This is a genomic window from Thioalkalivibrio sp. ALJ2, assembly GCF_000378325.1.
In the GTDB taxonomy this organism is placed as follows: Bacteria; Pseudomonadota; Gammaproteobacteria; order Ectothiorhodospirales; family Ectothiorhodospiraceae; genus Thioalkalivibrio.
Map to the genome: position 1 here is coordinate 236,549 of NZ_KB899555.1, position 24,332 is coordinate 260,880.

Sequence of the window (24,332 nt, forward strand, 5' to 3'; positions counted from 1 at the left end):
ATGGAGAAAGAACCCGACAGGAGGTCGTGATGCGCCGCTTCGTGCTGGATACCAGTGTGTTCACCAACCCGCATGTGGCGGGCCAGTTTGGCGCGGACGCGGAGGACATCCTGCGCACCTTTCTGCATCTGGCGCGCGATTGCCCGGCCGAGTTCTACATGCCGCTGTCGGTGTACGAGGAATTCCGCGGCATGCGCGACCTGGAGGCCCTGGCCGCGGATTTTGAGACCGTGGTCTGGGTGCGCTCGCCGCGTCGCTTCGCCCTGACACTACCCAGCGACATCCTCTACGAGTTCATCGACGAGGTGCGCACGCGTATCGACCGCGGGCTGCGCATCGCCGAGGAGCACACGCGCCAGGCGGGTGCGGCGGAGTCGCTCAAACCTGAGCTCATCACCCAGCTGCGCGAGCGCTTTCGCGAGGCCATGCGCAAGGGCCTGGTGGACTCGCGTGAGGACGTCGATGCCGTTCTGCTGGCGATGGAGCTGGATGCGGAGCTGGCCAGTGCCGATGAGGGCATGCGCAAACTGGGCAACCGCATGGGCATCAAGCTCGTCACCGCCGATTATCTGCGCCGGGTGATGGAGAACCTCGCAGAGGCGGAGCGCCCCGGCATTTGAGCGCGCCGGCTCAATCGTACTGGCGTTCGCCGGCCAGGGCGGAGGCCAGTGTGCCGGTGATGCGGTCGAACTGGCGGTCGAATTCCAGCAGCCAGTAGCCATCTTCCTGGCGCGGTGCGTCGTCGGCGAAGGCCACGTGGCGTCCGCCGGTGGCACGCATGTGGTTCATGAAATGCAGCGCGTTGGCACGCTCGCGGAAGCGGCAGCGATAGCGATGGCCGACATGGCCCTGCCGGCGGTGCTGCCCGACCGCCCCGTAAAGCCCTGAAAGGAGCGCATCGCCGAGAATCTGTTCCAGATCGGTGTGGTGCCGGGACGGGTGTTCGGACAGAAAAATGGCGAGGCGCGTCAGGCGGTTGGTGAAATACTCTGGCGGCAGGTCGAGCAGTTGTTCCGAACATACGCGAATATCGGAGATGCACGAGCTCCCGGTGACATATTTGGCGCGGTGCTGCCCGTCCACGGTCTTCAGGACCAGCCCCTCGGCCCCTTCCTCGTCCAGCCGCCGTATCAATTGCCCGAGCGCCTGGGTGTCGTGTGGGGTGAACTGTCCGTGCAGGGGCGCCGGGGGCAGTGCGTGGTGCTCGATCAAAGAGAATTTCTCTGGCTGGGGCACGAAGCCGGGCTGGCCGAGGCGCATCAAGTCGAAGACGAACAAGCCCACATCGTGTGCGACCCGGGGGGTGGAACCTTCCAGGTACGGCGTATCCGGACCGGCGATCTCTGCGCACAGGATCAGGTCGGGCTCGGCGTCGAAGATCACCGGGTCCATGAAATCCGTCACCCGGTCTGTGCTGAACGCGCAGACGTAGCCGCCGCGGCTGAAGGCATAGATGCGCCCGTGCCAGCGCAGGATGCGCACGTTGAAGCCGTCGATCTTCTCCTCCGCCCAGAAGGGCTGGTCGAACTGACGGGGCAGCCCGGCTTCCAGCGACTGGATGCGTCCGATTGCCGGGTAGCCGGGGATTATTGAACCGTCCGGCAATACTACTGATCCGCGCGGGTAGTGATTAACCGGTTCCAGCAGCCGTGCGTACTCCAGCCCGTCAAACGTCAGGGCCTCGGCGCGGCGATTTGCGACGGCATCCTGCAGTGTTTCGTGGTCGATCATGCGTTCTCTTCTGTCGGGGTCTTCCTCAGGCCCCGGATCTGATCCTTCAGGGCCTCGGTGTGGCGGCGGGCCTTGCCGGCCTGGGTTACCAGGCGCCGCGCCATGCTGATGATCCGCAGCTGTCGTTCCATCTCGGCCATGCTCAGCGAGCCGAAGGTGCCTTCGCGCAGCAGGGCGGCCTTCAATTCGGCATAGGCGGATTCCACCGTGTCTACAGCCTCTGCGGCGGCCAGTTCATGCCCATTGTCGCCATCGTCCGCCTCCAGGTTGCACAGGTCCAGGGCGCGGATCGCCTGTTCCTGCCAGGCGCGGCGCTGTTCGGTCACGATCGGGCGCTCCTCGCCGCTGGACTGGCGGCGCAGGTCGGCGATGTCGTCGGCCAGTATGGCGACCTCGCGATGGTAGCGGGCAATGCGCACGGCTTCGGCGATTCCGTGCCCGACCTGTTCCGGCATTGGGTGGTTCGCGGTATGGGCCGCGAAGTCGGCGATGGCCTGGGTCAGCTGCTCCGCGGCCAGGCGCCTGCGGTCCAGGGTGCCGGCCGCCGGCGGCGCGGTCTGCAGGGCTTCGCGGGCCATCGAGTGGCCGATGTCGGCCAGGCGCTCGGTCTCCTGAATCAGCGACTGCAGGGCGAGATCCGGGACCCCGGAGCTGCTGCGGTCCAGGTATTGTGGCCGGGCGATGTCCTCCTCGATAGTGCGGAAGCGGCCCTGCAGCCAGCGGATCATCGGCGGGGCGACCGGCACCATCAGCGCCACCCCGAGCAGGTTGAACGCGGTATGAAACAGCGCCAGCAGCACCGCCGGCGCCGGGGCCTCGCCGGTGCTGCCCCAGATCCAGGCGATGGCGGCCAGGAACCAGGGCAGGATCAGTAGCGCAACGATCGCGGTCAGGCCGTTAAAGATCACATGGGCCGCAGCGACGCGCTTGGCGTTCGGGGTCGCGCCGATTACGACCAGCAGCGCTTTCACCGTGGTGCCGAGGTTGGCGCCGATCACGGCCGCGGCGGCCGCTTCCAGCGGTACCGCGCCACTCATCGCGGCGGTCAGGGCCATGGCCATGGAGGCCGAGGAGCTCTGCATCAGCACGGTCAGGAGTGCCCCGATGCCGACCATGATCAGGAGCCCGGCGAAACCGGGACGCGCCAGCGCGCCCAGGTCGAAGGTGGCGCTCAGTCCCTCGAAGGCCTCGCGCAGCACGTCGATCCCGAAGAACAGCAGACCGAAGCCCGCCAGCGCCAGGCCCAGATAGCGCGGCCGTGCGGCCTTCATGAACAGGTAGAGCAGGGCGCCGATGCCGATCGCCGGCAGGGCGAAGGCCTCGATGCGGATGTTGAAGCCGATCAGTGCGACCAGCCAGCCGGTCATGGTCGTGCCGACGTTGGAGCCGAAGATTACCCAGACCGACTGGCCCAGCGTCAGCAGACCGGCATTGGCGAAGCCGATGGTGGCGACCGTGACCGCGCTGGAGGACTGCACCAGCGCGGTCACGCCCATGCCCGAGGCGAGGGCACGCGGCCGGGTGCGGGTCCATTGCCCGAGGATGTGCTGCAACGCCCTGCCGCCGGCGGTCTTCAGGCCGTCGGTCAGCAGGGTCATCCCGAGCAGGAACAGCCCGAGACCGCCGAGGAAGCCGGCGATCAGGGCGTAGGTGCTGACGGCTTCGGCCTCCGGCATCGGTCCTTATTTTTCGCGCAGTTACAGCGTAATGGTCTCGCCGAAGGCGGGTGCATGCGCCTCGGCCCCCAGCTCGTCACGCAGGCCGGTGGCCAGGGCCTCGCGCGCCTCCGGCTCGCCGTGCACGAGGTGGAATACCGGCTGGTCCTGAAAGGCGCGCGCCCAGTCGATCAGCTGGCTGCGCCCGGCATGGGCGGAAAAGCCGCCCAGGGTGTGGACCTTCGCGTTCACCGCGACCTCGTCGCCCAGGAGCTTGACTCGCTCGGCGCCGTCGACCAGGCGCCGGCCCAGCGTGCCTGTCGCCTGGAAGCCGACGATCACCAGATGCGCCTCGCGCCGCCACAGGTTGTACTTCATGTGGTGCCGGATGCGCCCGCCATTGCACATGCCGGAGCCGGCGATGATGATCGCGCCGCCGGTGATCCGGTTGATCGCCATGGATTCCTCGACCGAGCGGCAGACCTGCAGCCCCGGCAGGTAGGCCGCCGGATCCCCATTCGCGGCCTGGTGCAGCCGGTCCATGTCCTCCGGGTCCAGCGTGCGGCGCAGGCGGGCGTACAGCTCGGTGACCTTGATCGCCATCGGACTGTCGAGGAAGACCTTCTGCTGCGGCAGGCGCCCGGCGTGGTGCAACATGCTCAGGTGGTAGAGGATCTCCTGGGTGCGGCCCACGGCGAAGGCTGGGATCAGCACGTTGCCGCCGCTCTTGTCGGCCTCGGCCAGGACCTGCGCGAACTCCTCGACCGTCTCCTCCATCGGGCGGTGGTCGCGGTCGCCGTAGGTGCTCTCCAGCAGCACGTGATCCGCGTGTTCCGGGCGTGCCGGGTCGTGCATCAGCACGGCGTCGGCGTTGCCGAGATCGCCCGAGAACACCAGGTGCCGATCGCGCCCGCCGGAGGGCACGATCAGGTCCACGATCGCGGAACCGAGGATATGCCCGGCATCGCGGAAGGTCAGGCCAATTCCGCCCGCGATCTTGCGCGCCTGGCCGTAGGGCACGGCCTCGCACAGCCCGAGGGTGGTGGCGACGTCGTCGATGTCATAGACCGGCTCCAGCAGCGGCTTGTCCGCGCGCCGGCGCCACTTGTTCTCCCACTCGATGTCCTTGCTCATCACGAACGCGGCGTCCTCGAGCATGATCTCGAGCAGCTCCTCGGTGCCTGGCGTGCAGTAGATCGGGCCGCGGTAGCCATCGCGCACCAGCTTGGGCAGGAGCCCCGAGTGGTCGAGGTGGCCGTGCGACAGCACCACTGCGTCGAGTGTTTCCGCCAGTTCGACGAGCGAGGCGCGGTTGGCCTCGTCCGCTTCGCTGTTACCCTGGTGCATGCCGCATTCCAGCAGGATGCGGGCGTCGTCGGTCTCGAGGAGATAACGCGAACCGGTGACCTCGCCGGTTGCCCCCTGAAAGGTCAGTTGTGCCATGAGGGGAAGTGTACGCGGGACGTGGGTGTAATGGGCAAGCAAAGCGTTCGCACTTGATCCGGATCAACCCCGGGCGTGGCAGTTGACCGCATGGGTTGACCCACCCCGGCCGGCGGGCGAGGCTGTCAACAGGACCACGGGGTAGGTTGCAAGGCGATGCGGCTGAGCAGTCCGGCGTTTGCAGACGGAGAACGGATGCCGATCGAGGTCTCGGCGCGGGATGCCAACGAGTTGCCGCAGCTGGACATTCGTGATGTGCCGGCGGGTGCACGCAGTCTCGCGTTGATCCTGGAAGACCTGGACTCGCCGCTGGGGGAGGTCACCCACTGGCTGGTCTGGAACCTGCCACCGGATACGCATTGCGTGGATGCCCTGCACCTGCCCCGCGAGGGGCGCGTGGGGATGGATGCCTTCGGCAAGGTCGGCTATCTCGGCCCGGTGCCGCCGGAGGGCTGTCATCACTACCGCTTCCGCCTGCTGGCGCTGGATGCCGAGCTGGAGCTGGAGGCGGGGGCGACCCGCAGCCAGTTCGATTCCGTGGCCGAGGGGCACGTGCTCGACGAGGCGGACCTCACCGGGGCGCTGTGCTCGGCGGACGCGGGCGCGGATCCCGATGCGCCGGCCTGATTCCGCCCGCGGGGAGGCCGCGGCATGAGCCACTATCGCCCGGAGGCCTTCTTCGCCACGGTGAACCCGACGGTGTTCACTGCCTCCGCGATTATGGTGGTGGTGTTCGTCGCCTTCGGGGTGATCTTCCCCGACACCGCCAGCGAGGTGTTCGCCAGGATCCACGGCTTCATCACCGAGTATCTCGGTTGGGGCTACCTGTTGGTGGTGACCTTCTTCCTCGGCTTTCTGATCTGGCTGGGCTTCAGCCGCTACGGGGCCATCCGCCTGGGGCAGCCGGATGACCGGCCGGAGTTCGGTTTTGCCGCGTGGTTCGCGATGCTGTTCTCTGCCGGCATGGGGATCGGGCTGGTGTTCTGGAGCGTGGCCGAGCCGATCCTGCACTATCAGCACCCGCCGACCGGCGATGGCGAGACCGACGCGGCCGCGCGCCAGGCGATGGTCTACACCTTCTTTCACTGGGGACTGCACGCCTGGGCGGTGTACGTGGTGCTGGGGCTGTCGGTCGCCTATTTCAGCTTCCGTCACCGCCTGCCGCTGACCATTCGTTCGATCTTCTACCCGCTGCTGGGGGACCGCATCTACGGCCCGATCGGGCATGTGATCGACATCCTCGCGGTATTCGGCACCCTGTTCGGGTTGGCCACCTCGCTGGGTTTCGGGGCGATGCAGCTCAATACCGGGCTCAACGTGCTGGTCGACATGCCGGTCTCGCACTGGTGGCAGGTGGGCATTATCACCGCGATCACCGCGGTGGCGGTGCTGTCGGTGATCTCCGGGCTCGACCGCGGGCTGAAGTGGGTCAGCGTGTTCAACCTGGTACTGGCGATCAGCTTCATGCTGTTCGTGCTGATCGCCGGGCCCACATTGTTCATCCTGCGCTTCTTCCTCGACTCCACCGGCGGCTATCTGCAGCAGATCGTCCAGCTCAGCCTGCACACCGATGCCATCGGCGGCTCGCAGTGGCAGAAGGACTGGACCATGTTCTACTGGGCGTGGTGGATCGCCTGGTCGCCGTTCGTCGGCATCTTCATCGCGCGCATCTCGCGCGGGCGCACCATCCGCGAGTTCATCGTCGGCGTGCTCGCCCTGCCCAGCCTGTTCGTGTTCGCCTGGATGGCGATCTTCGGCGGCACCGCGCTGCACATGGAGCTGTTCGACGATGGCGCGGGTATCGCCGCGGCGGTCGCCGAGGACACCACCGTGGCCCTGTACGCGACCCTGGCGCAGCTGCCCTGGACCACGATCGCCTCCGGCGTGGCGACCCTGCTGATTGCGACCTACTTCATCACCTCGTCGGCCTCGGGCACCTATGTGGTCGATGCGCTGATCTCGCGCGGCTCGAAGCACTCGCCGAAGCGCCAGCGGGTGATCTGGGGCATTACCGAGGGGGCAGTGGCCGCCACCTTGCTGATCGTTGGCGGCGAGCGCGCGCTGGACAGCCTGCAGACCGGTTCCCTGACCGCCGGGCTGCCGGTCGCCATCATCCTGGTGTTCTGCTGCATCAGCCTGATGCGCGCGCTGGGCCGCGAGTACCGGGTCGAGGGCGTGGATCCGCCCTGGCGCTGACCCATCGCTCGGGCAGCGACCGGGCTGGGTGTGCTGCGGTCAGCTCTGGATCTGCCAGCTCCCGTCCGGCTGGCGGCATGCCGTGCCATAGACCTGTTCGCGCTGACCACCGATGGTCGCATCGATGGTGTACTCGCGGCAGGGTCCGGTCGCGGTATCAAAGGTCCGGGTGGGGGTCACCGCATACTGGTGTCCGGTATCCGGATTGACCCATTGCGCTGGCACCCCCGTGCGTACGGTCTCCAGGGTCTGGGCGGTCTTCATGCGGTCGACGTCGTCCATCGAGCGGCCGACTGCGCCGCCGATCGCCGCGCCGGCCAGGGTGCCGGCGATGATCGCGGCGGTGCGCCCACGCCCCGCGCCGACCTCGGCGCCGAGCAGGCCTCCCAGGGCGCCGCCGATCACCATGCCGGCCTGCTCCTGTCCCCCGTAGTGTGCACAGCCGGAAAGGGCAAGCGCCCCGGCCGCAAGGATCGTGTAGGTCGTCTTGCGCAGCATGGCATCCCTCCGCGCGAAGCTGTTGGATATGACCGGGCTCGACCAACAGCGCGCCGCTGGCGAGCTTGCCGGTCCGGAACCATCGGGTGCAGCGCCGTCAGGGCGACCTGCGGTCCTGGGTGTTTCTACCGAGTATAGGCACGAGTGGCGCGGCCTGCCCGCGAAGGCTTTCCGGGCCGGCACAGTGTCCCATGGCAGGGTGGGGGTTAGCGGCGACGTTCCAGACGCTGGAAGGTGAAGGCGCAGGCGTGGCGGTCGTCGGGTTCGTGGTGTTCGGACCAGACGCAATCCCAGTCATCGGGGTTGATGGCCGGGAACCAGGTGTCCCCGGCATGGGGTTCGTGCACGCGTGTCAGGTGCAGCACGGAGGCCCGGGGCAGGGCCTCGGCAAACAGCCCTGCGCCGCCGATCACGAAGGCCGGGCCCTCGGGGATGGAGGTGAGGGCGCTGTCCAGGTCCGGATAGACCTCCACGCCGTGGGCCTGCCAGTCTGCCTGGCGGGTCAGCACCAGGTTGCGGCGCTTCGGCAGGGGGCGACCGATGGACTCGAACGTGCGCCGGCCCATGATCATCGGGTGCCCGTTGGTCACGCGCTTGAAGTGCTGCAGGTCCTTCGGCAGATGCCAGGGCAGATCGTTGTCGCGTCCGATTACATGGTCCGGGTCCAGCGCGACGATCAGGTGGATCTCGGGGGCCGCCATCAGATCGCCACCGGCGCCTTGATCGGCGGGTGCGACTGGTAGTCGCGCACCTCGATGTCGTCGAAGGTGAACGCGAACAGGTCCGTGACCTCGGGATTCAGGTGCAGGGTGGGCAGAGGCAGGGGTTCGCGGCCCAGCAGCTCGTTCACCTGCTGTTCGTGGTTGTGATACAGGTGGGCGTCGCCGAAGGTATGCACGAAGTCGCCCGGTTCCAGGCCGGCCACCTGCGCCAGCATGTGCGTGAACAGGGCATAGCTGGCGATGTTGAACGGCACACCCAGGAACACATCGGCACTGCGCTGGTAGAGCTGGCAGGACAGCCGGCCGTCGGCGACGTAGAACTGGAACAGGGTGTGGCAGGGCGCCAGCGCCATGCGCCCGGCGGTCGCGTTCTCCTGTGGTGAGACGGACTCGTCCGGCAGGTCGGCCACGTTCCAGGCGCTGATGATGTGGCGCCGCGAGTAGGGGCGTTGCTTCAGGTTGTCCACCAGTTCGGCCAGCTGGTCGTGCCCGGCCCAGTTGCGCCACTGTGCCCCGTAGATCGGGCCCAGATCGCCGTCCTCGGTGGCCCACTCGTCCCAGATGCGGACCTTGTGTTCCTTGAGATAGCCGATATTGGTCTCGCCGCGGATAAACCACAGCAGTTCGTGGATCACCGAGCGCAGGTGGGTGCGCTTGGTGGTGACCAGCGGAAAGCCCGCGGCCAGGTCGAAGCGCATCTGGTAGCCGAACACCGAGCGCGTGCCGGTGCCGGTGCGGTCCGGGCGGTCGGTGCCGTGTTCACGAATGTGGCGGACGAGGTCGAGGTATTGCTGCATGTCAGGGGTTCTCGGTGGCCGGGCGGGATTCCGGCACGGCATTCTTGCGTGACCAGAGGATCAGACCAATCCCGAACAGGATGACCGGCAGGCTCAGTACCTGGCCGAGCGTCAGCCAGTCGAAGGCCAGATAGCCGATATGCGCATCCGGCACGCGCACGAATTCGACCAGGAAGCGGAAGCCGCCGTAGAGCGTCAGGAACAGCCCGGAGACCAGCCCCGTGCGGCGCGGATGACGCGAGACGATCCACAGCACCACGAACAGCACCAGCCCCTCGAGGAACGCCTGGTAGAGCTGCGATGGGTGGCGCGGCACGTAGTCGGCGGCCGGGAAGATCATCGCCCAGGGCAGGTCGGTGGGTTTGCCCCACAACTCGCCGTTGATCCAGTTCCCGATGCGTCCCGCGCCCAGGCCGATCGGGATCAGCGGTGCAATGAAATCCGTCAGGCGGAAGAAGCCCACGCCCAGCCGGCGTGCATAGAGCCAGGAGGTTACGAGTACCCCGACCAGGCCGCCGTGGAACGCCATGCCACCTTCCCAGACACGGAACAGGCTGACCGGGTCGGCGAGTGTGGCATCCAGGTTGTAGAAAAGGGCATAGCCCAGGCGCCCGCCGATGATTACGCCGATCGCGCCCCAGAACAGCAGGTCGCCGACCTGAACCGGTTGCAGGGGCGCCCAGCCCTGCGTGCGCGCACGCCAGGCGCCCAGTGCCCAGAAGGCCACGAAGCCGATCAGGTACATCAGCCCGTACCAGTACAGGGTCAGGGGGCCCAGCGACAGGGCTACCGGATCGATAAACGGGTGCGTGGGCATGGTCGCTTGCGGATGGAAAATCGGCTGCACATGCTACCCGGCCTGGCCCTGGCGTGCACCTGTACCCGTCGGGGCGAATCCGCTTTCCAGGGAGGTCGTGCGATGAATCGACTGGCCGGGGCCAGCAGCCCGTATCTGCTACAGCATGCCGACAACCCGGTGGACTGGTATCCGTGGGGCGAGGACGCGCTGCAGCGCGCCCGCCGTGAGGACAAGCCGATCCTGCTGTCGATCGGCTACTCCGCCTGTCACTGGTGCCACGTGATGGCGCATGAATCGTTCGAGGACCCGGCCACCGCCGAGGTGATGAACGAACGTTTCATCAACATCAAGGTGGATCGCGAAGAGCGTCCCGACCTCGACCGTATCTATCAGAACGCGCACATGCTGCTGTCCCAGCGCCCGGGAGGCTGGCCGCTGACGGTGTTCCTGACCCCTGACCAGGTGCCGTTCTTTGCCGGCACGTATTTCCCAAGTACTCCGCGCCACGGGCTTCCGTCGTTCGTCGACCTGATGACCCGGGTGGCCGATTTCCTCGCGGAGCATCCCGACGAGATCCAGCGCCAGAACGAATCGCTGCAACAGGCGCTGGCGCGTATCTACCGCCCGGCGGGCGGGGCGATCCCGGCGGTCGGCGTGCTGGACAAGGCGCGGGCGGAACTGGCGCAGACCTTCGACGAGCAGTTCGGGGGCTTCGGCGACGCACCCAAGTTCCCGCACCCGGCCAGCCTCGAATGGCTGGCCTGGCACGCGGCGCGCCACGATGACGCCGAGGCCGACCGGATGCTCGAGCGGACGCTCGCGGCGATGGCCGCCGGCGGGATCTTCGACCAGGTCGGCGGCGGCTTCTGCCGCTACTCGGTGGATGCGCGCTGGATGATCCCGCACTTCGAGAAGATGCTCTACGACAACGGGCCTTTGCTGGGCCTGTATGCCGAGCGCGCGGCCGCCGGTGACGACCGCGCGCGGCATGTGGCCGAGCAGACGGTCGCCTGGCTGGAGCGCGAGATGCGCGACCCCTCCGGCGCGTTCTACTCCAGTCTCGATGCCGATTCGGAAGGGGAGGAAGGCCGCTTCTACGTTTGGGATCCGGAGACGGTCGAGGGCCTGCTGGCGGAGGACGAATGGGCGGTCGCCAGTCGGGTCTGGGGACTGAACGGCCCGGCGAACTTCGAGGGTCGCTGGCACCTGCACGAGGTGGTCCCGATCGCGACCGTGGCCGATGCCCTGGGCATCGACGAGCCCGAGGCGAACGCGCGCCTCGGCCGCGCCCGCGAGCGCCTGCTGGCCGCGCGGGAGCAGCGCGTGCGGCCGCATCGCGACGACAAGATCCTGGGCGCCTGGAACGCGCTGATGATTACCGGGCTCGCCCGCGCCGCGCGTGCGATGGAGCGGCCCGACTGGCTGGGACTCGCCCGCGCGGCGATGGATGCGGTGCGCGAACGGCTCTGGCGCGATGGCCGGCTGTTTGCCAGCTACCGCGAAGGGGCGACCGGCGAGCTGCCACGGGCCTATCTGGACGACCACGCCCTGCTGCTGGAGGCCACGCTGGCGCTGCTGGAAGCCGAATGGGACAGCGACCTGCTGGGCTGGGCTACGACCCTGGCGGAGGCCCTGCTGGACGACTTCGAGGATACCGAGCACGGCGGCTTCTTCTACACCGCGCGCGATCACGAGGCGCTGATCCAGCGGCCTAAGGTCTACGCCGACGACGCGATGGCCGCCGGCAATGGCATCGCCGCGCAGGCCATGCAGAAACTCGGCTTCCTGCTGGCCGAGCCGCGCTACCTGGAGGCCGCCGAACGCACGCTGGCCAACGCCGGGCCGATGATCGAGCAGGCCCCGCTGGGCCACATGAGCCTGCTGATTGCGCTGGATATGCACCAGCAGCCGCCGCCGCTCGTCGTGCTGCGCGGCGCGGCGGACGAGCTGCCGGCCTGGCAGCAGCGCCTGCGGTCACAGGGCCATCCGGCATGGGGCTTCGCCATCGCGGGCGAGGTCGACGACCTGCCGGCGGCCCTGGCGGAGAAGGCGCCGCCGGAGTCTGGCGTGCGCGCCTATCTCTGCCGCGGCCTGCACTGCGAGGCGCCGGTAACCGACCCCGCGGCGCTGGACAACGCGCTCTCACCGGGTTGAAACGCCTGGTCGCGCACCCACAGTAGAATGGGTCAGCCCCGCAAGCAGGCTCCCACAAAAACATCCAGATCATTGCAAAAGGGAAGGTTCGAATGAGCGAGAAGAAGCTGATGGATTTCGTCGCCGAGGCGCGCCAGAACGTCGAGGAGATCTCCCCCGAGGACCTCTCCGAAAAGATGGAGGCCGGCGAGGACTGGCTGCTGGTGGACGTGCGCGAGCCGTATGAATACGAAAAGATCCATGTGCCGAATTCGCTGCTGATCCCGCGCGGCCTGCTCGAAGGCGCGGCGGATCCGAACACCCCGCATCGCATCGATGCACTGGTCAACGCCCGCGAGAAGCCGGTGGCCGTGATGTGCGCCACGGGCGGACGTGCCGCGATGTCGGTGCAGCGCCTGCGCGAGATGGGCTTTGGCCAGGTCGTGAACGTGGCCGGCGGCATAAAGGGCTGGGAGGCCGAGGACCTGCCGGTGGAATCCGGCGCCTATACCGGTCAGCTGCCGTAGAAAACCCTCCCTGCTGACACCCGTGGCGTGTTCACGGGAACGTCACGCGGGTTACACGAGGCCGTCAAATCGCGGGCGTAGTCTCCGGGACAGTTCAACCGGAGGTGGCGCCCATGTCCGCACCGCAGATCATCCCGCCCGTAAAGGCGGCTCACGCCGAGACGGGCTTTCGCGTTCATCTGGCCGCCGGACCGGGCGATCTGGAGGCCGCTCAGCGCCTGCGCTACTCCGTGTTCGCGGAGGAGATGGGCGCGCGGATCCCCGACGCCGAACGCGAGCTGGGTGCCGATTATCTGGACCCCCACTGCCATCACCTCCTGGTACGCGAGCCCCGCACCGGGGAGCTGGTCGCCTGCACACGCATCCTGACCGAGGAGAGCGCGGCCATTGCCGGTGGCTTCTACTCACTGGCCGAGTTCGAGCTGGGTCCGTTGATGAATCTGCCCGGCAAGACGCTGGAGATCGGGCGCACCTGTGTGCGCGCGGATCAGCGCCAGGGTGCGGCGATCAACGCGCTGTGGTCCGGTCTCGCCCGCTTTATGACCGCGAGGCAGTATCAGTATCTGATGGGCTGCGCCAGTCTGCCGCTGACCGAACAGACCCCGGCTCAGCTCTCGTGGCTGCGCCTGTTCCACCGCGGCCCGTCGCGCCTCCGAGTCACGCCGCGCCGCCCGCTGCCCAATTCCCTGAGCATCTGGCACGGCACGCCGTCGCGTGCCGGTCTGCCGCCCCTGCTCAAGGCCTACCTGCGCCTGGGCGCCCGTATCTGTGGCGAGGCCTGTCACGATCCCGACTTCAACGTCGCCGACCTGCTGGTCCTGCTGGATGTCAGGGACCTTCCGGATCGCTACCATCGGCATTTCCTGGGCGCGACCGCGCCCGCAAGCCGAGGGTTGCACCATGACGGGAAGCCTGCGGGCATCGGGTAGGCTGATGCGCATTCTCCTACACCTGCTGAAGGGCGTCTGGCTGACCTGGCGCATGTCGCGCCGGGGCGATGACTTCGAGACGCGCAGCCGCATCCGCCGCGACTGGTACGACCGCGCGCTGTGGCTGGCCGGTGTGCGTTTTCGCCTGACCGGAACACCGCCTGAACGGGCCTCGCTGGTGGTCGCCAACCACGTCTCCTGGCTGGACATTCCGCTGATCGGCGCGGCCGTGGACCCGTGCTTTCTGTCCAAGGACGAAATCGCCCGCTGGCCGGTGATCGGCTGGCTGGCACGCCAGCACGACACGCGTTTCATCCGCCGTGGCGCGGGCGAGGCAAACGCCCACATCGAGGCCATGCGCGAGGGCCTCGACGAGGGCCGGCACTTCGTCGTGTTCCCGGAAGGGACGACCAGCCGCGGGCAGGGCGTGCGCCGCTTTCATCCGCGCCTGTTTGCCGCGGTGGCCGAGAACGGCCATCCGGTGCAGCCGGTGGCGCTGGACTACGAGCGCCCCGAGGGCGGCCCGGTCCCCGTCGCCTATACCGACGACGACCGCCTGCTGGTGAATGCCTGGCAGCTGCTGTGCCGCCGCGAGACCCGCGTGCAGGTGCATTTCCTCGCGCCGCTGCAAACCGCCGAAGAGGATCGCCGTTCGCTGGCCGAGGCCTCGCGGGACGCGATCGTCGAGCGACTGGGGCTGCCCGCCGAGCCCCTGGACCCGCCCGCCACGAAGCGACGAAAGGCGCGCTGACCATGGAGGCCGCGACGATGCCAGCCCCGTTTCCCCTTGCATCGCGTGGCCCGAATCCAGCTCGTTTGAACGTGGCCCTCGTGACCGAGACCTGGCCACCCGAGGTCAATGGTGTGGCGCATACCCTCGAACGGCTGACCGAGGGGCTGCGGGAACGGGGCCATCGGGTCCAGGTGATTCGCCCGCGGCAGGCGCTGGATCAGCCCGTCGCGGGTCCCCGGCATGTTTCGAGCCCCGAGGATGTCACGCTGCCCGGTTTGGCGATCCCCGGCTACCGGGGGCTGCGGATGGGTTTGCCCTCCACGCGCCGCTTGCGCCGCCTGTGGCGGCACTCACCCCCGGATGTCGCGTACATCGCCACCGAAGGACCCCTCGGGCATGCCGCGCTGGCGGTGGCCAGGCAACTGGGTATCCCGGTGGCCTCGGGTTTTCACACGCGTTTCGATGGCTATGCCCGCCATTACGGGCTGGGGCTGCTGACGCTCCCGGTGCGGCGTCTGCTGCGCCGGTTTCACAACCGTTGTGGAGCGACCCTGGTACCCACCCGCGCACTGGCCGAGGAGCTTCGGGATCAGGGTTTTCGACGGGTGGGGGTGCTGGCGCGAGGCGTGGATACCCGGCGTTTCACCCCCGCGCGTCGTTCCCGGACGCTGCGGGGGCAGTGGGGCGCGAGTGGCCCGGCGCCGGTCGTGATCCATGTCGGACGCCTGGCCGCGGAGAAGAATCTGGATCTGGTGATCGCCGCCTTCCGCGCGATCCAGACGATTCGTTCCGATGCGCGGCTCGTGCTGGTGGGGGATGGCCCTCAGCGCGAGCGTCTGGCGCGTACGCATCCGGATGTCATTCTCGCCGGGCAGCAGACCGGACAGGCCCTCGCGCAGCACTACGCCAGTGGGGACCTGTTCCTGTTCCCGTCGACCTCGGAGACCTTCGGCAATGTGGTGATCGAGGCCATGGCCAGCGGCCTTCCGGTGCTCGCTTTCGATACGGCCGCCGCTCACGAGCACCTGGCCGATGGCGTATCGGGTGTCCGCGTTTCGCTGACCGGCAGTCGCCGGGTCGACGAGCAGGCCTTCGTGCGCGCGGCACGCGAGCTCGCCGGCCATCCCGAGCAGTGGCCGCTGCTCGGCGCGCGTGCGCGGGAGCATGCGTCCACGCTGGACTGGTCCGAAGTGATCGGCGGCTTCGAGTCGGTCCTGGTGCAACTGGTGCAGACGGAGGCCCGTGATGCGCATGCCTCGGCGCATGGATGAGGCGGAGCTGGCGATCTGCCAGCTGTGCAATCAGGTCAATCGTCAGTGGGCAATCAGCCGCTTCTTCGGACTGATCAGCCGGCTGGGGGACGGGGTGTTCTGGTACGGGCTGATGCTCCTGCTGCCGCTGTTCCACGGTCCGCAGGCCGCCTGGGTCAGCCTGCAGATGGCCGCGGTGGGGCTGGCGTCATTACCGCTGTACAAGTGGCTGAAACGCCGCACCAGCCGACCGCGACCGTGCAACCGCGACCGTCCGTTCACCCGCACGGTAGATCCACTGGACGAGTTCAGCTTCCCCTCCGGCCACACCATGCATGCGGTGGGATTCACCGTCGTGCTGGTGGCATGGTTCCCCGTCTGGGTCTGGCTGGTGGTGCCGTTCGCCGCCCTGGTCGCCGCTTCGCGCCTGGTGCTGGCGCTGCACTATCCCAGCGACGTCGCGATGGGGGCGCTGATCGGGGCCAGTATGGCCGGGGCGGTGCTGGCACTGGCCGGTCTGGTTTGAACGGGCCCGATGGTGCGGTTGCGACCTGTCGTCCAGGAAGTGTTCCGTCGTGCCGGCCGCCGCCAGTGCACGCGAGGTCCCGGATAACCGCCATGCGGTTTCCGGGACGGCGGGGGATGGGGGTCAGCCGCGTGAGGAGAGGGCCTCGTCGTTGTAGGCGGCGTCGATGGTGACGATGGTCTTTTCGACCAGGCGGAAGCCCTCGACCGGGGCGTCGTCGGCCATGTATTTCAGGCGTACCGGGCCGATGGCCTTGACCGCCTCGGCGCGCTCCAGGGTGGCATCCGGACGATCGGCGCCGGCACCGTCCATCAACGCCACCAGCACCTCGGCGGCGATTGGGTTGCGGTGCGAGCCTTCGCGTGCCTTGTCCAGCGTGGCGGCTGGGTCGCCGTCCAGGAAGACCCCGTCCATATTTTCGTCCAGGTACTGCAGCAGTTCGGATAGCGTCATGTTGCGTCTCCCGCAGGTTTCGTTATTGGCTCGGGTGGTCCAGCGCTACGCTTGCTTGTAGCTCGCGCGGGCGGCGGCCAGGGCCTGGCCCGGCTTCACTGCGCCCATGTCGGCCAGTACCGCCTCCAGCGCGGACAGGCACAGCGACACGTTGCGCTCGTTGGCGCCATGGCCCATCAGGCCGATGCGCCAGACCTTGCCGGCATAGGGGCCGAGCCCGGCGCCGATCTCGAGGTTGTAGCGCTCCAGCAGCTCCGCACGCACGGCGGCCTCGTCCACGCCTTCGGGGACGTGTACGGCGTTGAGTTGCGGCAGGCGGTGGGCCTCGTCGACCAGGAACGTCAGGCCCATGGCCTCGAGGCCCGCGCGCAGGGCTGCGTGGTGGCGGGCGTGGCGGGTCCAGCTGTTCTCCAGGCCTTCCTCGGCGAGGATGACCAGCGACTCGTGCAGCGCATACAGGGCGTTGATCGGTGCGGTGTGGTGGTAGGCGCGCTTGCCGCCGCCGCCCCAGTAGCCCATCACCAGGTTCAGGTCGAGGAACCAGCTCTGCACCTTGTGGCTGCGCGCCTGGATACGCTCCACCGCACGCTGGCTGAAGCTGACCGGCGAAAGACCCGGGGTGCAGGACAGGCATTTCTGCGAGCCGGAGTAGATCGCATCCACGCCCCAGTCGTCGACCTTCAGCGGGCTGCCGCCCAGGCTGGTGACCGCGTCCACGATGGTCAGGCAGTCGTGTTCGCGGGCCATCCGGCACAGGGTCTCGACGTCGGAGCAGGCGCCGGTGGAGGTCTCGGCATGCACGAAGGCGAGGATCTTCGCGTCCGGGTTGCCCTTCAGTGCGTCCTCGACCTTGCCCGGGGAGACCGGGGCGCCCCAGTCATCCTCGACCACCACCGCCGTGCCGCCGCAGCGCTCGACGTTCTCCTTCATGCGCGTGCCGAACACGCCGTTGATGCAGACGATCACCTTGTCGCCCGGCTCCACCAGGTTGGCAAAGCAGGTCTCCATGCCGGCAGAGCCGGGAGCGGAGACCGGCAGGGTCAGCGCGTTCTCGGTCTGGAACGCGTACTGCAGCAGGCCTTTCATCTCCTCCATCATGCCGACGAACACCGGATCCAGGTGACCGATGATCGGGCGGCTCATCGCGCTCAGCACGCGCGGATTCACGTCGGAGGGGCCGGGGCCCATCAGGGTGCGCTGCGGGGGGAGGAAGGATTTTGCCTGCATGGATGCGTCTACCGGATTGGAAAAGGGGGAATCTAGTGTGCCGTACCGGTCCGGGCAAGCGCCCCTACGCACCGGCGGGAGTTGCCGGGCAATGGCGTTCGAGCAGCGTCAGCCAGTGCTCGACCGGGGTGTCGGTCCCGGACTGGAGATGCGTCTGGCAACCGACGTTGGCCGTCACGATGCGCGCGGGCGTGGCGGCCTCCAGGTTGTCCAGCTTGCGGGTACGCAGCCGGGCGGCCATCGCCGGCTGGGTGATCGAATAGGTCCCCGCCGAACCGCAGCACAGGTGTGGCTCCGCTGTGGGTACCAGTTCGAAGCCGGCCGTCTGCAGCAGCGGCTCTACGCGCCCGGCCAGGCGCTGGCCATGCTGCAGGGTGCAGGGGGCGTGCCAGGCGATCGGGTCGTGGCCTTGCGGCGCGCGGATGCCCAGCTTCTGTACGGCAGCGGGGGTGAACAGTTCCACCGGATCGCGTACGCGCTCGGCAACGGTGCGTGCGCGTTCCGCGTAGTCGGGGTCGCCGGCCAGCAGGTGGCCGTAGTCGCGCAGCATCACACCGCAGCCGCTGGCGGTGCTGACCACCGCGTCCACGCCCTGGTCGAGTACGCCTTTCCAGGCGTCGAGGTTGGCGCGCACCCGTTGCCGGGCGCGCTCCTCGAACGCCAGGTGATGTTCGACCGCGCCGCAGCAACGCGTTTCAGCGACTTCCACGACGTCGATGCCGAGGCGCCCCAGCAGGTTCTTCAGCGAGGCGTTGGTGCGTGCGTCAATCGCGTCATGTACGCAGCCAGCCAGCAGCAGGATGCGCCCGTGGGGGAAACCTTCCAGGGTTGGCGAAGGGGTCGGTTGTGTCGTTTCGTGGGCTTCCTGTCGCGCGGGTACTCGACGGCGCAGGGTCGCCGGCAGGACGGGGCGGACCAGGCGCCCCAGCCCCAGGGCCATTCGGAACGGCCAGCGTGCGGGCAGGGCGTGGGCCAGCAGGCTGCGCAGGCCCCGGTCACGCCAGTTTCGGTCGAGGTCGTGCTCGATCACCTCCCGGCCATAGGCGACCAGGTGGTTGTAATCCACGCCGGAGGGGCAGGTGGTCATGCAGTTGAGACAGGTCAGGCAGCGGTCCAGGTGGGTGCGCGCGGTCGGGTTGGCCTCGCCGGATTCGAGGATTTCCTTGATCTGGTAGATGCGGCCGCGCGGGCCGTCGACCTCGTCGCCCAGTTCCTGGTAGGTCGGGCAGGTCGCGTTGCAGAAGCCGCAGTGCACGCAGGCGCGCAGCGCATCCTCCGCAATGCGCGCGGCCGGGTCATCGGCGAAGCGTTTGTGCAGCCGGGTCTCCATGGCTCAGGTCGTGCGCGGCCGGCGGGAGCGCGGGTTCGGCAGCAGGGGGGCGAAGAAGACGCCATCCGGGTCCAGGGACTCGCGCAGGCGGCCTTCCAGGGCCTCCAGTGCCTCCCCGCGCGGGTGCAGGCGGGGCACGCCCGGGGCGTCGCCGAGCCACAGGCGGGCGTGCCCGCCGGCGTCGGTCACGACGCGGCGCACGGTCTCAGCGTGCTCCGTCGTGCGCAGCCAGCGCTCCGCGCCACCCCAGTTCATCAGCCATTCGCCGGAAAGCGCGAGCGGTTCCGTCGCCGGCGGCAGGCTGATCCGCCACAGCCGGGCCTCGGCGGCCAGCTCGTCCGTGAACAGGGGCAGGCTGCGGTCCCTCAGCGCGTCCCAGAAGCCCCGGGCCGGGTCGCCCGGTTCGGCGTCGATGCGCTGGATGGCCTCGTCGACCGCCTCCTCGCCGCCACCGAGCCGAATATGGGTGACGCCGTCGTGCCAGGCGATCCCCGAGAACGGCCACCCGGTGCGCCCCCAGGCGCTGCAGCGCGCGACGAACGACTCCGCATCATCCTCGCGTTGCAGGTAGCGCTCGCAGGGCGGTCTTGGCAGCAGCTTGAAGCTGGTCTCCAGGATCAGCCCGAGACCGCCCTGGCTGCCGCACATCAGACGGGAGACATCGAAGCCGGCGACGTTCTTCATGACCTGGCCGCCGAACTGCAGGATCTCGCCACGTCCGTTCACAACCCGGGTGCCCAGCACCGCATCGCGTAGCGCGGCGGCCCACGGGCGCCGCGGTCCCGACATCCCCAGCGCGACCATGCCGCCGACGGTGGCTTCGGGAGTACCCAGCGCGGGCTCGAAGGGGAGCATCATGCCGACCTCGGCCAGCGCCTGGTCCAGCGTGACCACGGGCGTTCCGCTGCGCACGGTGACGACCAGCTCGCTCGGCTCCAGGGTCGCGATACCCCGGTGCTCGCGGGTCTCCAGCTGGAGTACACCGGAGGGGAGGCCGTCGGGGAAGCTCTGATCACCATGCTGGCGCCCGCCGCGCACGGCGATTCGGGTCCCCGCAACGCTGGCCTCGCGAATCGCCTCCGCGAGCGGCGCGGCATGGTCCTTGTTATCTCTCACCGGGTGGCAGGCTCACCGGCTTCCAGTGCCTGGCGGACCCGTTCGAGGCGTTCCCGGACATCGCTGGCAAGGGCCTCGACGCCCGGTTTGTCCACCAGGGCCATCACCGCTACCGGGTCCATGAAGCCGACGGTGCAGGTCCCGTCCTGGTTGTCCTGCACCAGGACGTTGCAGGGTAGTAGCAGCCCGATGTTGGGATCGGCCTCGATGGCATGACGCGCGAGATGCGGGTTGCAGGCGCCGAGGATGCGATAGGGGCGATGATCGAGATCCAGCTTCTTCTTGAAGGCGGCGGCTACATCGATCTCGCTGAGGATGCCGAAGCCCTCCTCGCCCAGTGCCGCCGTCGTGCGCTCGATGGCCGTATCCATCGGGACGCTCAGAATCACGTTAAAGCCGTACTTGGGTTGTTCCATGGTGCCGTCTTCCTGTCGCGTGGGTCGTCAGGCGCTGAGCGCCGGTGCCGTCGCGGTCGGCCCGGCGGGCGGTTCGCGACGGCGCTGGTTCCAGGCCACCAGCAGCGCCGGCAGCAGGCCCGGGAGGTACCACCAGTAGGGGCTCGGGCGGTCCGTATCCACGAGCACGCTGGTGATCGTCCAGCCTCCTTCCAAGCCTACTCGGCCGGCCGGGCTGCCAAAAGCAACCGTCTGGATGCGCGCTTTTTCCGTGTCCGTATCGAAGGTGACATCGAGTCCGGCATCGGACAGGCGCTCGCGCGGCTCCAGGCCCGGGTCGCCCAGCGGGAACATCACGGTGCGGGTGATCTCGCGGCCCTCCAGGTCGATGCCGGTGGCCTCGACCCGCAGCGATTCGCGATCCGGGACGGTCTCCACGACCTCGAACAGCTGTTCGGCCGGCACACGCTCGTAGGGCTCCGCCACGCGGTCCATCAGTACGGTCGGGGCCAGCAGCACGAACGCACTGACCAGCAGCAGTGCCGATTCCCAGCGCCGGCTGCGGGCCAGGAACCAGCCCTGGGTCGCCGCAGTGAACAGGAGGATGCCCGCCAGCGAGCCGAGGAAGACCAGCAGCAGCTGGAACACGTTATCCACGCCGATCAGCAGCAGCTGGCTGTTGAAGATGAAGAAGAACGGCAGCGCGATGGTGCGCAGGCTGTAGGCGAAGGCCTGTATGCCGGTGCGGATCGGGTCTGCCTTGGCGACGGCCGCCCCGGCGAACGAGGCCAGCCCCACGGGCGGCGTCACGTCCGCCATGATGCCGAAATAGAACACGAACAGATGCGCGGCGATCAGCGGGATCAGGATGTCGTTCTGCGCGCCCAGCTCCACGATCACCGGGGCCATCAGGGTCGCGACCACGATGTAGTTAGCGGTGGTCGGCAGCCCCAGGCCCAGCACCAGGCTGATCAGCGCGGTCAGCAAAAGCACCATCAGCAGGTTGCCGCCGGACAGGGTGTCGACCAGGTCGGTCAGCACCAGTCCGACCCCGGTCATCGCGACGGTGCCGACGATGATCCCGGCCGCCGCGGTCGCCACCCCGATGCCGATCATGTTGCGCGCGCCGGTCTCGAAGCCCTGGAACAGCTCCCACACCCCGACCCAGGTCGCCTGGGCGAGCCGGCCCTGGCGCCGGAACAGCGCCACCAGCGGCCGCTGGGTCAGCACGATGAAGATCATGAACGCCACGGCCCAGAAGGCGGAAAGCCCCGGCGACAGGCGCTCCACGACCAGGGCCCAGACGAGCACCACCAGCGGCAGCACGTAGTGCAGGCCGCCCAGCACTGTGGGCAGCACGCGCGGCAGGGGACGCTCGGTATCCAGCGGCTCCGCCTCCGGCTCGTGGGCGGCAATCCACAGCAGCACGATATAGGCGGTAAACAGCAAAGCGGCGATGATCCAGGCGGCGGCGTCGCCGGCCAGGTCCTTGATCCAGCCGAGCCCCCAGTACACCGCGGCGGCGAGGATGATCAGGCTGGAGACGGTAATCCCGAAGCTGATCAGGCGGCCGCGCCAGGTGGTGACGGTAGCGCGCTTGAGGCCCTCCATGCCGTTCTTGCAGGCCTCCAGGTGCACGATGTAGATCAGCGCGATATAGGCGATCAGGGCCGGCAGGATCGCGTGCTTGAGGACCTCGACATAGGGAATCCCGACGTACTCGACCATCAGGAACGCGGCCGCACCCATCACCGGCGGCATCAGCTGCCCGTTCACCGAGCTGGCGACCTCCACGGCCCCGGCCTTGTGCGGGCTGAAGCCGACCCGCTTCATCAGGGGCACGGTGAAGGTCCCGGTGGTGACGACATTGGCGATGGACGAGCCCGAGACCACGCCGGTCATCCCGGACGCCATCACCGCCGCCTTGGCCGGGCCACCGCGCATGTGCCCCAGCAGCGAGAACGCCACGCGAATGAAGTAGTCGCCGGCGCCGGCCCGTTCCAGTAGCGCGCCGAACAGCACGAACAGGAACACGAAGCTGGTCGAGACGCCGAGCGCGATCCCGAACACGCCTTCGTTGGACAGCCACTGCTGGGCCATCGCGCGCGGATAGCTGGCGCCGCGATGGGCAATGATGTCCGGCATGATCGGGCCGGCGAAGGTGTAGAACAAAAAGATCGCGGCAATGATCGTCAGCGCCGGGCCCAGTACCCGCCGGGTGGCCTCCAGCAGCAGGATCAGGCCGATCCCGGCGACGATCAGGTCGACGTCCGAGGGCGCCCCGGGACGGTCAGCCAGCTCGGCGTGGAACAGGTACAGATACAGCGCACTGAAGGCCGCGATTGCAGCGAACATCCAGTCGGTCAGCGGTATGTGGTGGATGGGGTCATGGCCGCGCAGCAGCGGCAATGCGACCACCAGAAGGGTCAGCCCGATGATCACGTAGACCTCGGCCAGGCGCTCCAGGCCCAGCAATTGCCAGATCCCGAACACCATCAGGACCAGCCCGCCCAGGGCATAGGTCACGCCAATGGCGCGTGGCCAGGACACGTGGCGTGTGCCCGGCCGGATCGCGGGAAACAGCAGATAGGCCAGGAAGACTGCAAAGGCCAGATGGATCGAGCGCGCCTCGGTGTCCGAGACGACAAAGAAATCCAGCCAGTCGCCCAGGGGCGAGGCGATCCAGATCTGGAACAGAGACCAGGCCACCGCCGTCAGCCAGATCAGGCTGCGCGTGCCGCGCCCCGGATGACGTGCGCCGGATTCCAGCTCCTGAGCAGTCTCGGCCGCGTTGTCGGCCGGTTCCGTGGCCCCCCCGGTGGTCCCCCTGGTATCGCTCATTCGATCAGCCCCGCTTCACGGAAATAGCGTTGGGCCCCCGGATGCAGGGGGGCCGACAGTCCTTCGTCCACCATCGTCTCGCGCTCCAGCGGGCCAAAGGCCGGATGCAGGCCGCGAAAGGTCTCGAAGTTCTCGAACACCGCGCGGGTGATCTCGTAGACCGCGCGTTCCGAGGTGCGGGTCGAGGTCACCAGCGTGGCGCCGACACCGTAGGTATGGATGTCGTCGTCCTGGCCCGGGTAGGTGCCGGCGGGGATCAGCGCGCGCAGGTAATAAGGGGTGTCCTCGACCAGTTGGTCGACGGTTGAACCCTCGATCGACACCAGTCGGGCGTTGCAGGTCGCGATGGGTTCCTGAATCGCGGCCGAGGGGTGGCCGACGGAAAATACAAAGGCGTCGATGCGGTTGTCGCAAAGCGCCTGGGCCTGCTCGCGCGAGGGCAGCTCACTCACCCGGCGAAAGGTGTCCTGGTCCCAGCCCAGCGCCCCCATCAGTTCTTCCATCAGGATGCGCTGGCCCGAGCCTGGGTTGCCGATGTTGACGCGCTTGCCGGGCAGGTCATCCAGCCCCTCGATGTCTGCGTCGGGGCGCACCACCAGGGTGAGGGGTTCGGCATGCAGGCTGAACGCCGCCCGGAGATGGGGAGCGGGCCCGAATTCCTCGAAACGCCCGGAGCCCCGATAGGCGTGGTACTGCAGGTCCGACTGCGCGACGCCGAAGTCCATGTCGCCCGAGCGGATCATGTTGAGATTGAAGACCGAGCCGCCGGTGCTCTCCGCTGTGCAGCGCATCCCGTGCTCGTCGCGACGGGTGTTGAACAGGCGGCACAGGTGCTGGCCCGCCGGGTAATACACGCCGGTGACCCCGCCTGTGCCGATATTGATGAAGCGCGATTCGGCCTGCGCGTTGGTGCCCAGTAGCAGGCTGACCAGGGTGAGCACTGGCAGCAGGCGTTGCAGCCATCGCCGGTCGGCCCTCGGCACACTGGATCGATTCATACGCCCTCCGGGGTCATGCCGGGAACGAATCGC

The 24,332-nt window shown here is 68.2% G+C and carries 23 protein-coding genes; 9 read left to right on the forward strand and 14 right to left on the reverse strand.

What is annotated here, in order from left to right:
- Positions 1-29 precede the first annotated feature (29 nt).
- Positions 30-620, forward strand: coding sequence for an RNA ligase partner protein (locus F468_RS0106350; protein WP_018138432.1), 591 nt, complete (start codon positions 30-32; stop codon positions 618-620).
- 10 nt (positions 621-630) lie between these two features.
- Here F468_RS0106350 and F468_RS0106355 read toward each other — a convergent pair whose 3' ends face one another.
- Genes F468_RS0106355 through F468_RS0106365 form a run of 3 tightly spaced genes read right to left on the reverse strand, consistent with a single transcriptional unit; the run spans position 631 to position 4,829 of the window.
- Entirely contained in the window at positions 631-1,731 is a 1,101-nt protein-coding gene (locus F468_RS0106355) for an RNA ligase (RefSeq protein WP_018138433.1), read from the reverse strand.
- Positions 1,728-3,407, reverse strand: a complete 1,680-nt coding sequence (locus F468_RS0106360; RefSeq protein ID WP_018649297.1) for a Na/Pi cotransporter family protein — start codon at positions 3,405-3,407, stop codon at positions 1,728-1,730. Before F468_RS0106360 ends, F468_RS0106355 begins: the two co-directional genes overlap by 4 nt.
- Positions 3,408-3,428: 21 nt before the next feature.
- Complete coding sequence (locus F468_RS0106365) at positions 3,429-4,829, reverse strand: MBL fold metallo-hydrolase RNA specificity domain-containing protein (protein WP_018994781.1); 1,401 nt, start codon at positions 4,827-4,829, stop codon at positions 3,429-3,431.
- Positions 4,830-5,024: 195 nt separating this feature from the next.
- Between F468_RS0106365 and F468_RS0106370 the strand changes: the two genes are divergently transcribed.
- Complete coding sequence (locus F468_RS0106370; protein WP_018994782.1) at positions 5,025-5,456, forward strand: YbhB/YbcL family Raf kinase inhibitor-like protein; 432 nt, start codon at positions 5,025-5,027, stop codon at positions 5,454-5,456.
- A gap of 24 nt (positions 5,457-5,480) precedes the next feature.
- Positions 5,481-7,025 carry a BCCT family transporter gene (locus tag F468_RS0106375; protein WP_018138437.1) on the forward strand — a complete coding sequence of 515 codons (1,545 nt, stop codon included), beginning with the start codon at positions 5,481-5,483 and terminating at the stop codon, positions 7,023-7,025.
- A 39-nt stretch (positions 7,026-7,064) separates the two neighbouring features.
- Here the strand turns inward: F468_RS0106375 and F468_RS0106380 are convergent, their stop codons facing one another.
- From F468_RS0106380 to lgt, 4 genes are all read right to left on the reverse strand, one after another.
- Positions 7,065-7,523: an RT0821/Lpp0805 family surface protein gene (locus tag F468_RS0106380; protein WP_018863668.1), complete on the reverse strand. Its 459-nt coding sequence runs from the start codon at positions 7,521-7,523 to the stop codon at positions 7,065-7,067.
- Between the two features lie 206 nt (positions 7,524-7,729).
- A complete protein-coding gene (locus F468_RS0106385) occupies positions 7,730-8,224 on the reverse strand; it encodes a dihydrofolate reductase (RefSeq protein ID WP_018994783.1) in 495 nt (164 codons plus the stop codon).
- Positions 8,224-9,042, reverse strand: a complete 819-nt coding sequence (locus tag F468_RS0106390; RefSeq protein WP_018138440.1) for a thymidylate synthase — start codon at positions 9,040-9,042, stop codon at positions 8,224-8,226. Before F468_RS0106390 ends, F468_RS0106385 begins: the two co-directional genes overlap by 1 nt.
- Before the next feature lies 1 nt (position 9,043).
- Entirely contained in the window at positions 9,044-9,889 is an 846-nt protein-coding gene (gene lgt / locus F468_RS0106395) for a prolipoprotein diacylglyceryl transferase (protein ID WP_026296502.1), read from the reverse strand.
- A gap of 72 nt (positions 9,890-9,961) precedes the next feature.
- Between lgt and F468_RS0106400 the strand changes: the two genes are divergently transcribed.
- From F468_RS0106400 to F468_RS0106425, 6 genes are all read left to right on the forward strand, one after another.
- Positions 9,962-11,995, forward strand: a complete 2,034-nt coding sequence (locus F468_RS0106400) for a thioredoxin domain-containing protein (protein ID WP_018994785.1) — start codon at positions 9,962-9,964, stop codon at positions 11,993-11,995.
- Positions 11,996-12,087: 92 nt separating this feature from the next.
- Complete coding sequence (locus tag F468_RS0106405) at positions 12,088-12,501, forward strand: rhodanese-like domain-containing protein (RefSeq protein ID WP_018175465.1); 414 nt, start codon at positions 12,088-12,090, stop codon at positions 12,499-12,501.
- 113 nt (positions 12,502-12,614) lie between these two features.
- The gene (locus F468_RS0106410; RefSeq protein WP_018175466.1) at positions 12,615-13,430 is read left to right on the forward strand and encodes a GNAT family N-acetyltransferase; all 816 of its coding nucleotides are present in this window, start codon (positions 12,615-12,617) and stop codon (positions 13,428-13,430) included.
- Between the two features lie 4 nt (positions 13,431-13,434).
- The gene (locus F468_RS0106415) at positions 13,435-14,181 is read left to right on the forward strand and encodes a 1-acyl-sn-glycerol-3-phosphate acyltransferase (protein ID WP_018175467.1); all 747 of its coding nucleotides are present in this window, start codon (positions 13,435-13,437) and stop codon (positions 14,179-14,181) included.
- Between the two features lie 65 nt (positions 14,182-14,246).
- Positions 14,247-15,434, forward strand: coding sequence for a glycosyltransferase family 1 protein (locus F468_RS0106420; protein ID WP_018175468.1), 1,188 nt, complete (start codon positions 14,247-14,249; stop codon positions 15,432-15,434).
- A complete protein-coding gene (locus tag F468_RS0106425; protein ID WP_018175469.1) occupies positions 15,409-15,939 on the forward strand; it encodes a phosphatase PAP2 family protein in 531 nt (176 codons plus the stop codon). The genes F468_RS0106420 and F468_RS0106425 overlap by 26 nt, the downstream gene beginning before the upstream one ends.
- 123 nt (positions 15,940-16,062) lie before the next feature.
- Here F468_RS0106425 and F468_RS0106430 read toward each other — a convergent pair whose 3' ends face one another.
- The 7 genes from F468_RS0106430 to F468_RS0106460 all read right to left on the reverse strand — a co-directional run bounded on the left by F468_RS0106430 (position 16,063) and on the right by F468_RS0106460 (position 24,299).
- A complete protein-coding gene (locus tag F468_RS0106430; RefSeq protein WP_018138448.1) occupies positions 16,063-16,392 on the reverse strand; it encodes a hypothetical protein in 330 nt (109 codons plus the stop codon).
- Between the two features lie 45 nt (positions 16,393-16,437).
- The gene (locus tag F468_RS0106435; protein WP_018175470.1) at positions 16,438-17,619 is read right to left on the reverse strand and encodes an alanine--glyoxylate aminotransferase family protein; all 1,182 of its coding nucleotides are present in this window, start codon (positions 17,617-17,619) and stop codon (positions 16,438-16,440) included.
- 64 nt (positions 17,620-17,683) lie between these two features.
- Positions 17,684-18,949: a glycolate oxidase subunit GlcF gene (gene glcF, locus F468_RS0106440; protein WP_018994786.1), complete on the reverse strand. Its 1,266-nt coding sequence runs from the start codon at positions 18,947-18,949 to the stop codon at positions 17,684-17,686.
- Between the two features lie 3 nt (positions 18,950-18,952).
- A complete protein-coding gene (gene glcE, locus F468_RS0106445) occupies positions 18,953-20,065 on the reverse strand; it encodes a glycolate oxidase subunit GlcE (RefSeq protein ID WP_018649304.1) in 1,113 nt (370 codons plus the stop codon).
- Positions 20,062-20,481 (reverse strand): DUF302 domain-containing protein, encoded by a 420-nt coding sequence (locus F468_RS0106450; RefSeq protein WP_018138452.1) that lies wholly within the window; start codon positions 20,479-20,481, stop codon positions 20,062-20,064. The genes glcE and F468_RS0106450 overlap by 4 nt, the downstream gene beginning before the upstream one ends.
- 27 nt (positions 20,482-20,508) lie before the next feature.
- Positions 20,509-23,301, reverse strand: a complete 2,793-nt coding sequence (locus tag F468_RS0106455) for a TRAP transporter permease (protein ID WP_018994787.1) — start codon at positions 23,299-23,301, stop codon at positions 20,509-20,511.
- Positions 23,298-24,299, reverse strand: a complete 1,002-nt coding sequence (locus tag F468_RS0106460) for a TAXI family TRAP transporter solute-binding subunit (RefSeq protein ID WP_018994788.1) — start codon at positions 24,297-24,299, stop codon at positions 23,298-23,300. Before F468_RS0106460 ends, F468_RS0106455 begins: the two co-directional genes overlap by 4 nt.
- Between the last annotated feature and the right edge of the window lie 33 nt (positions 24,300-24,332).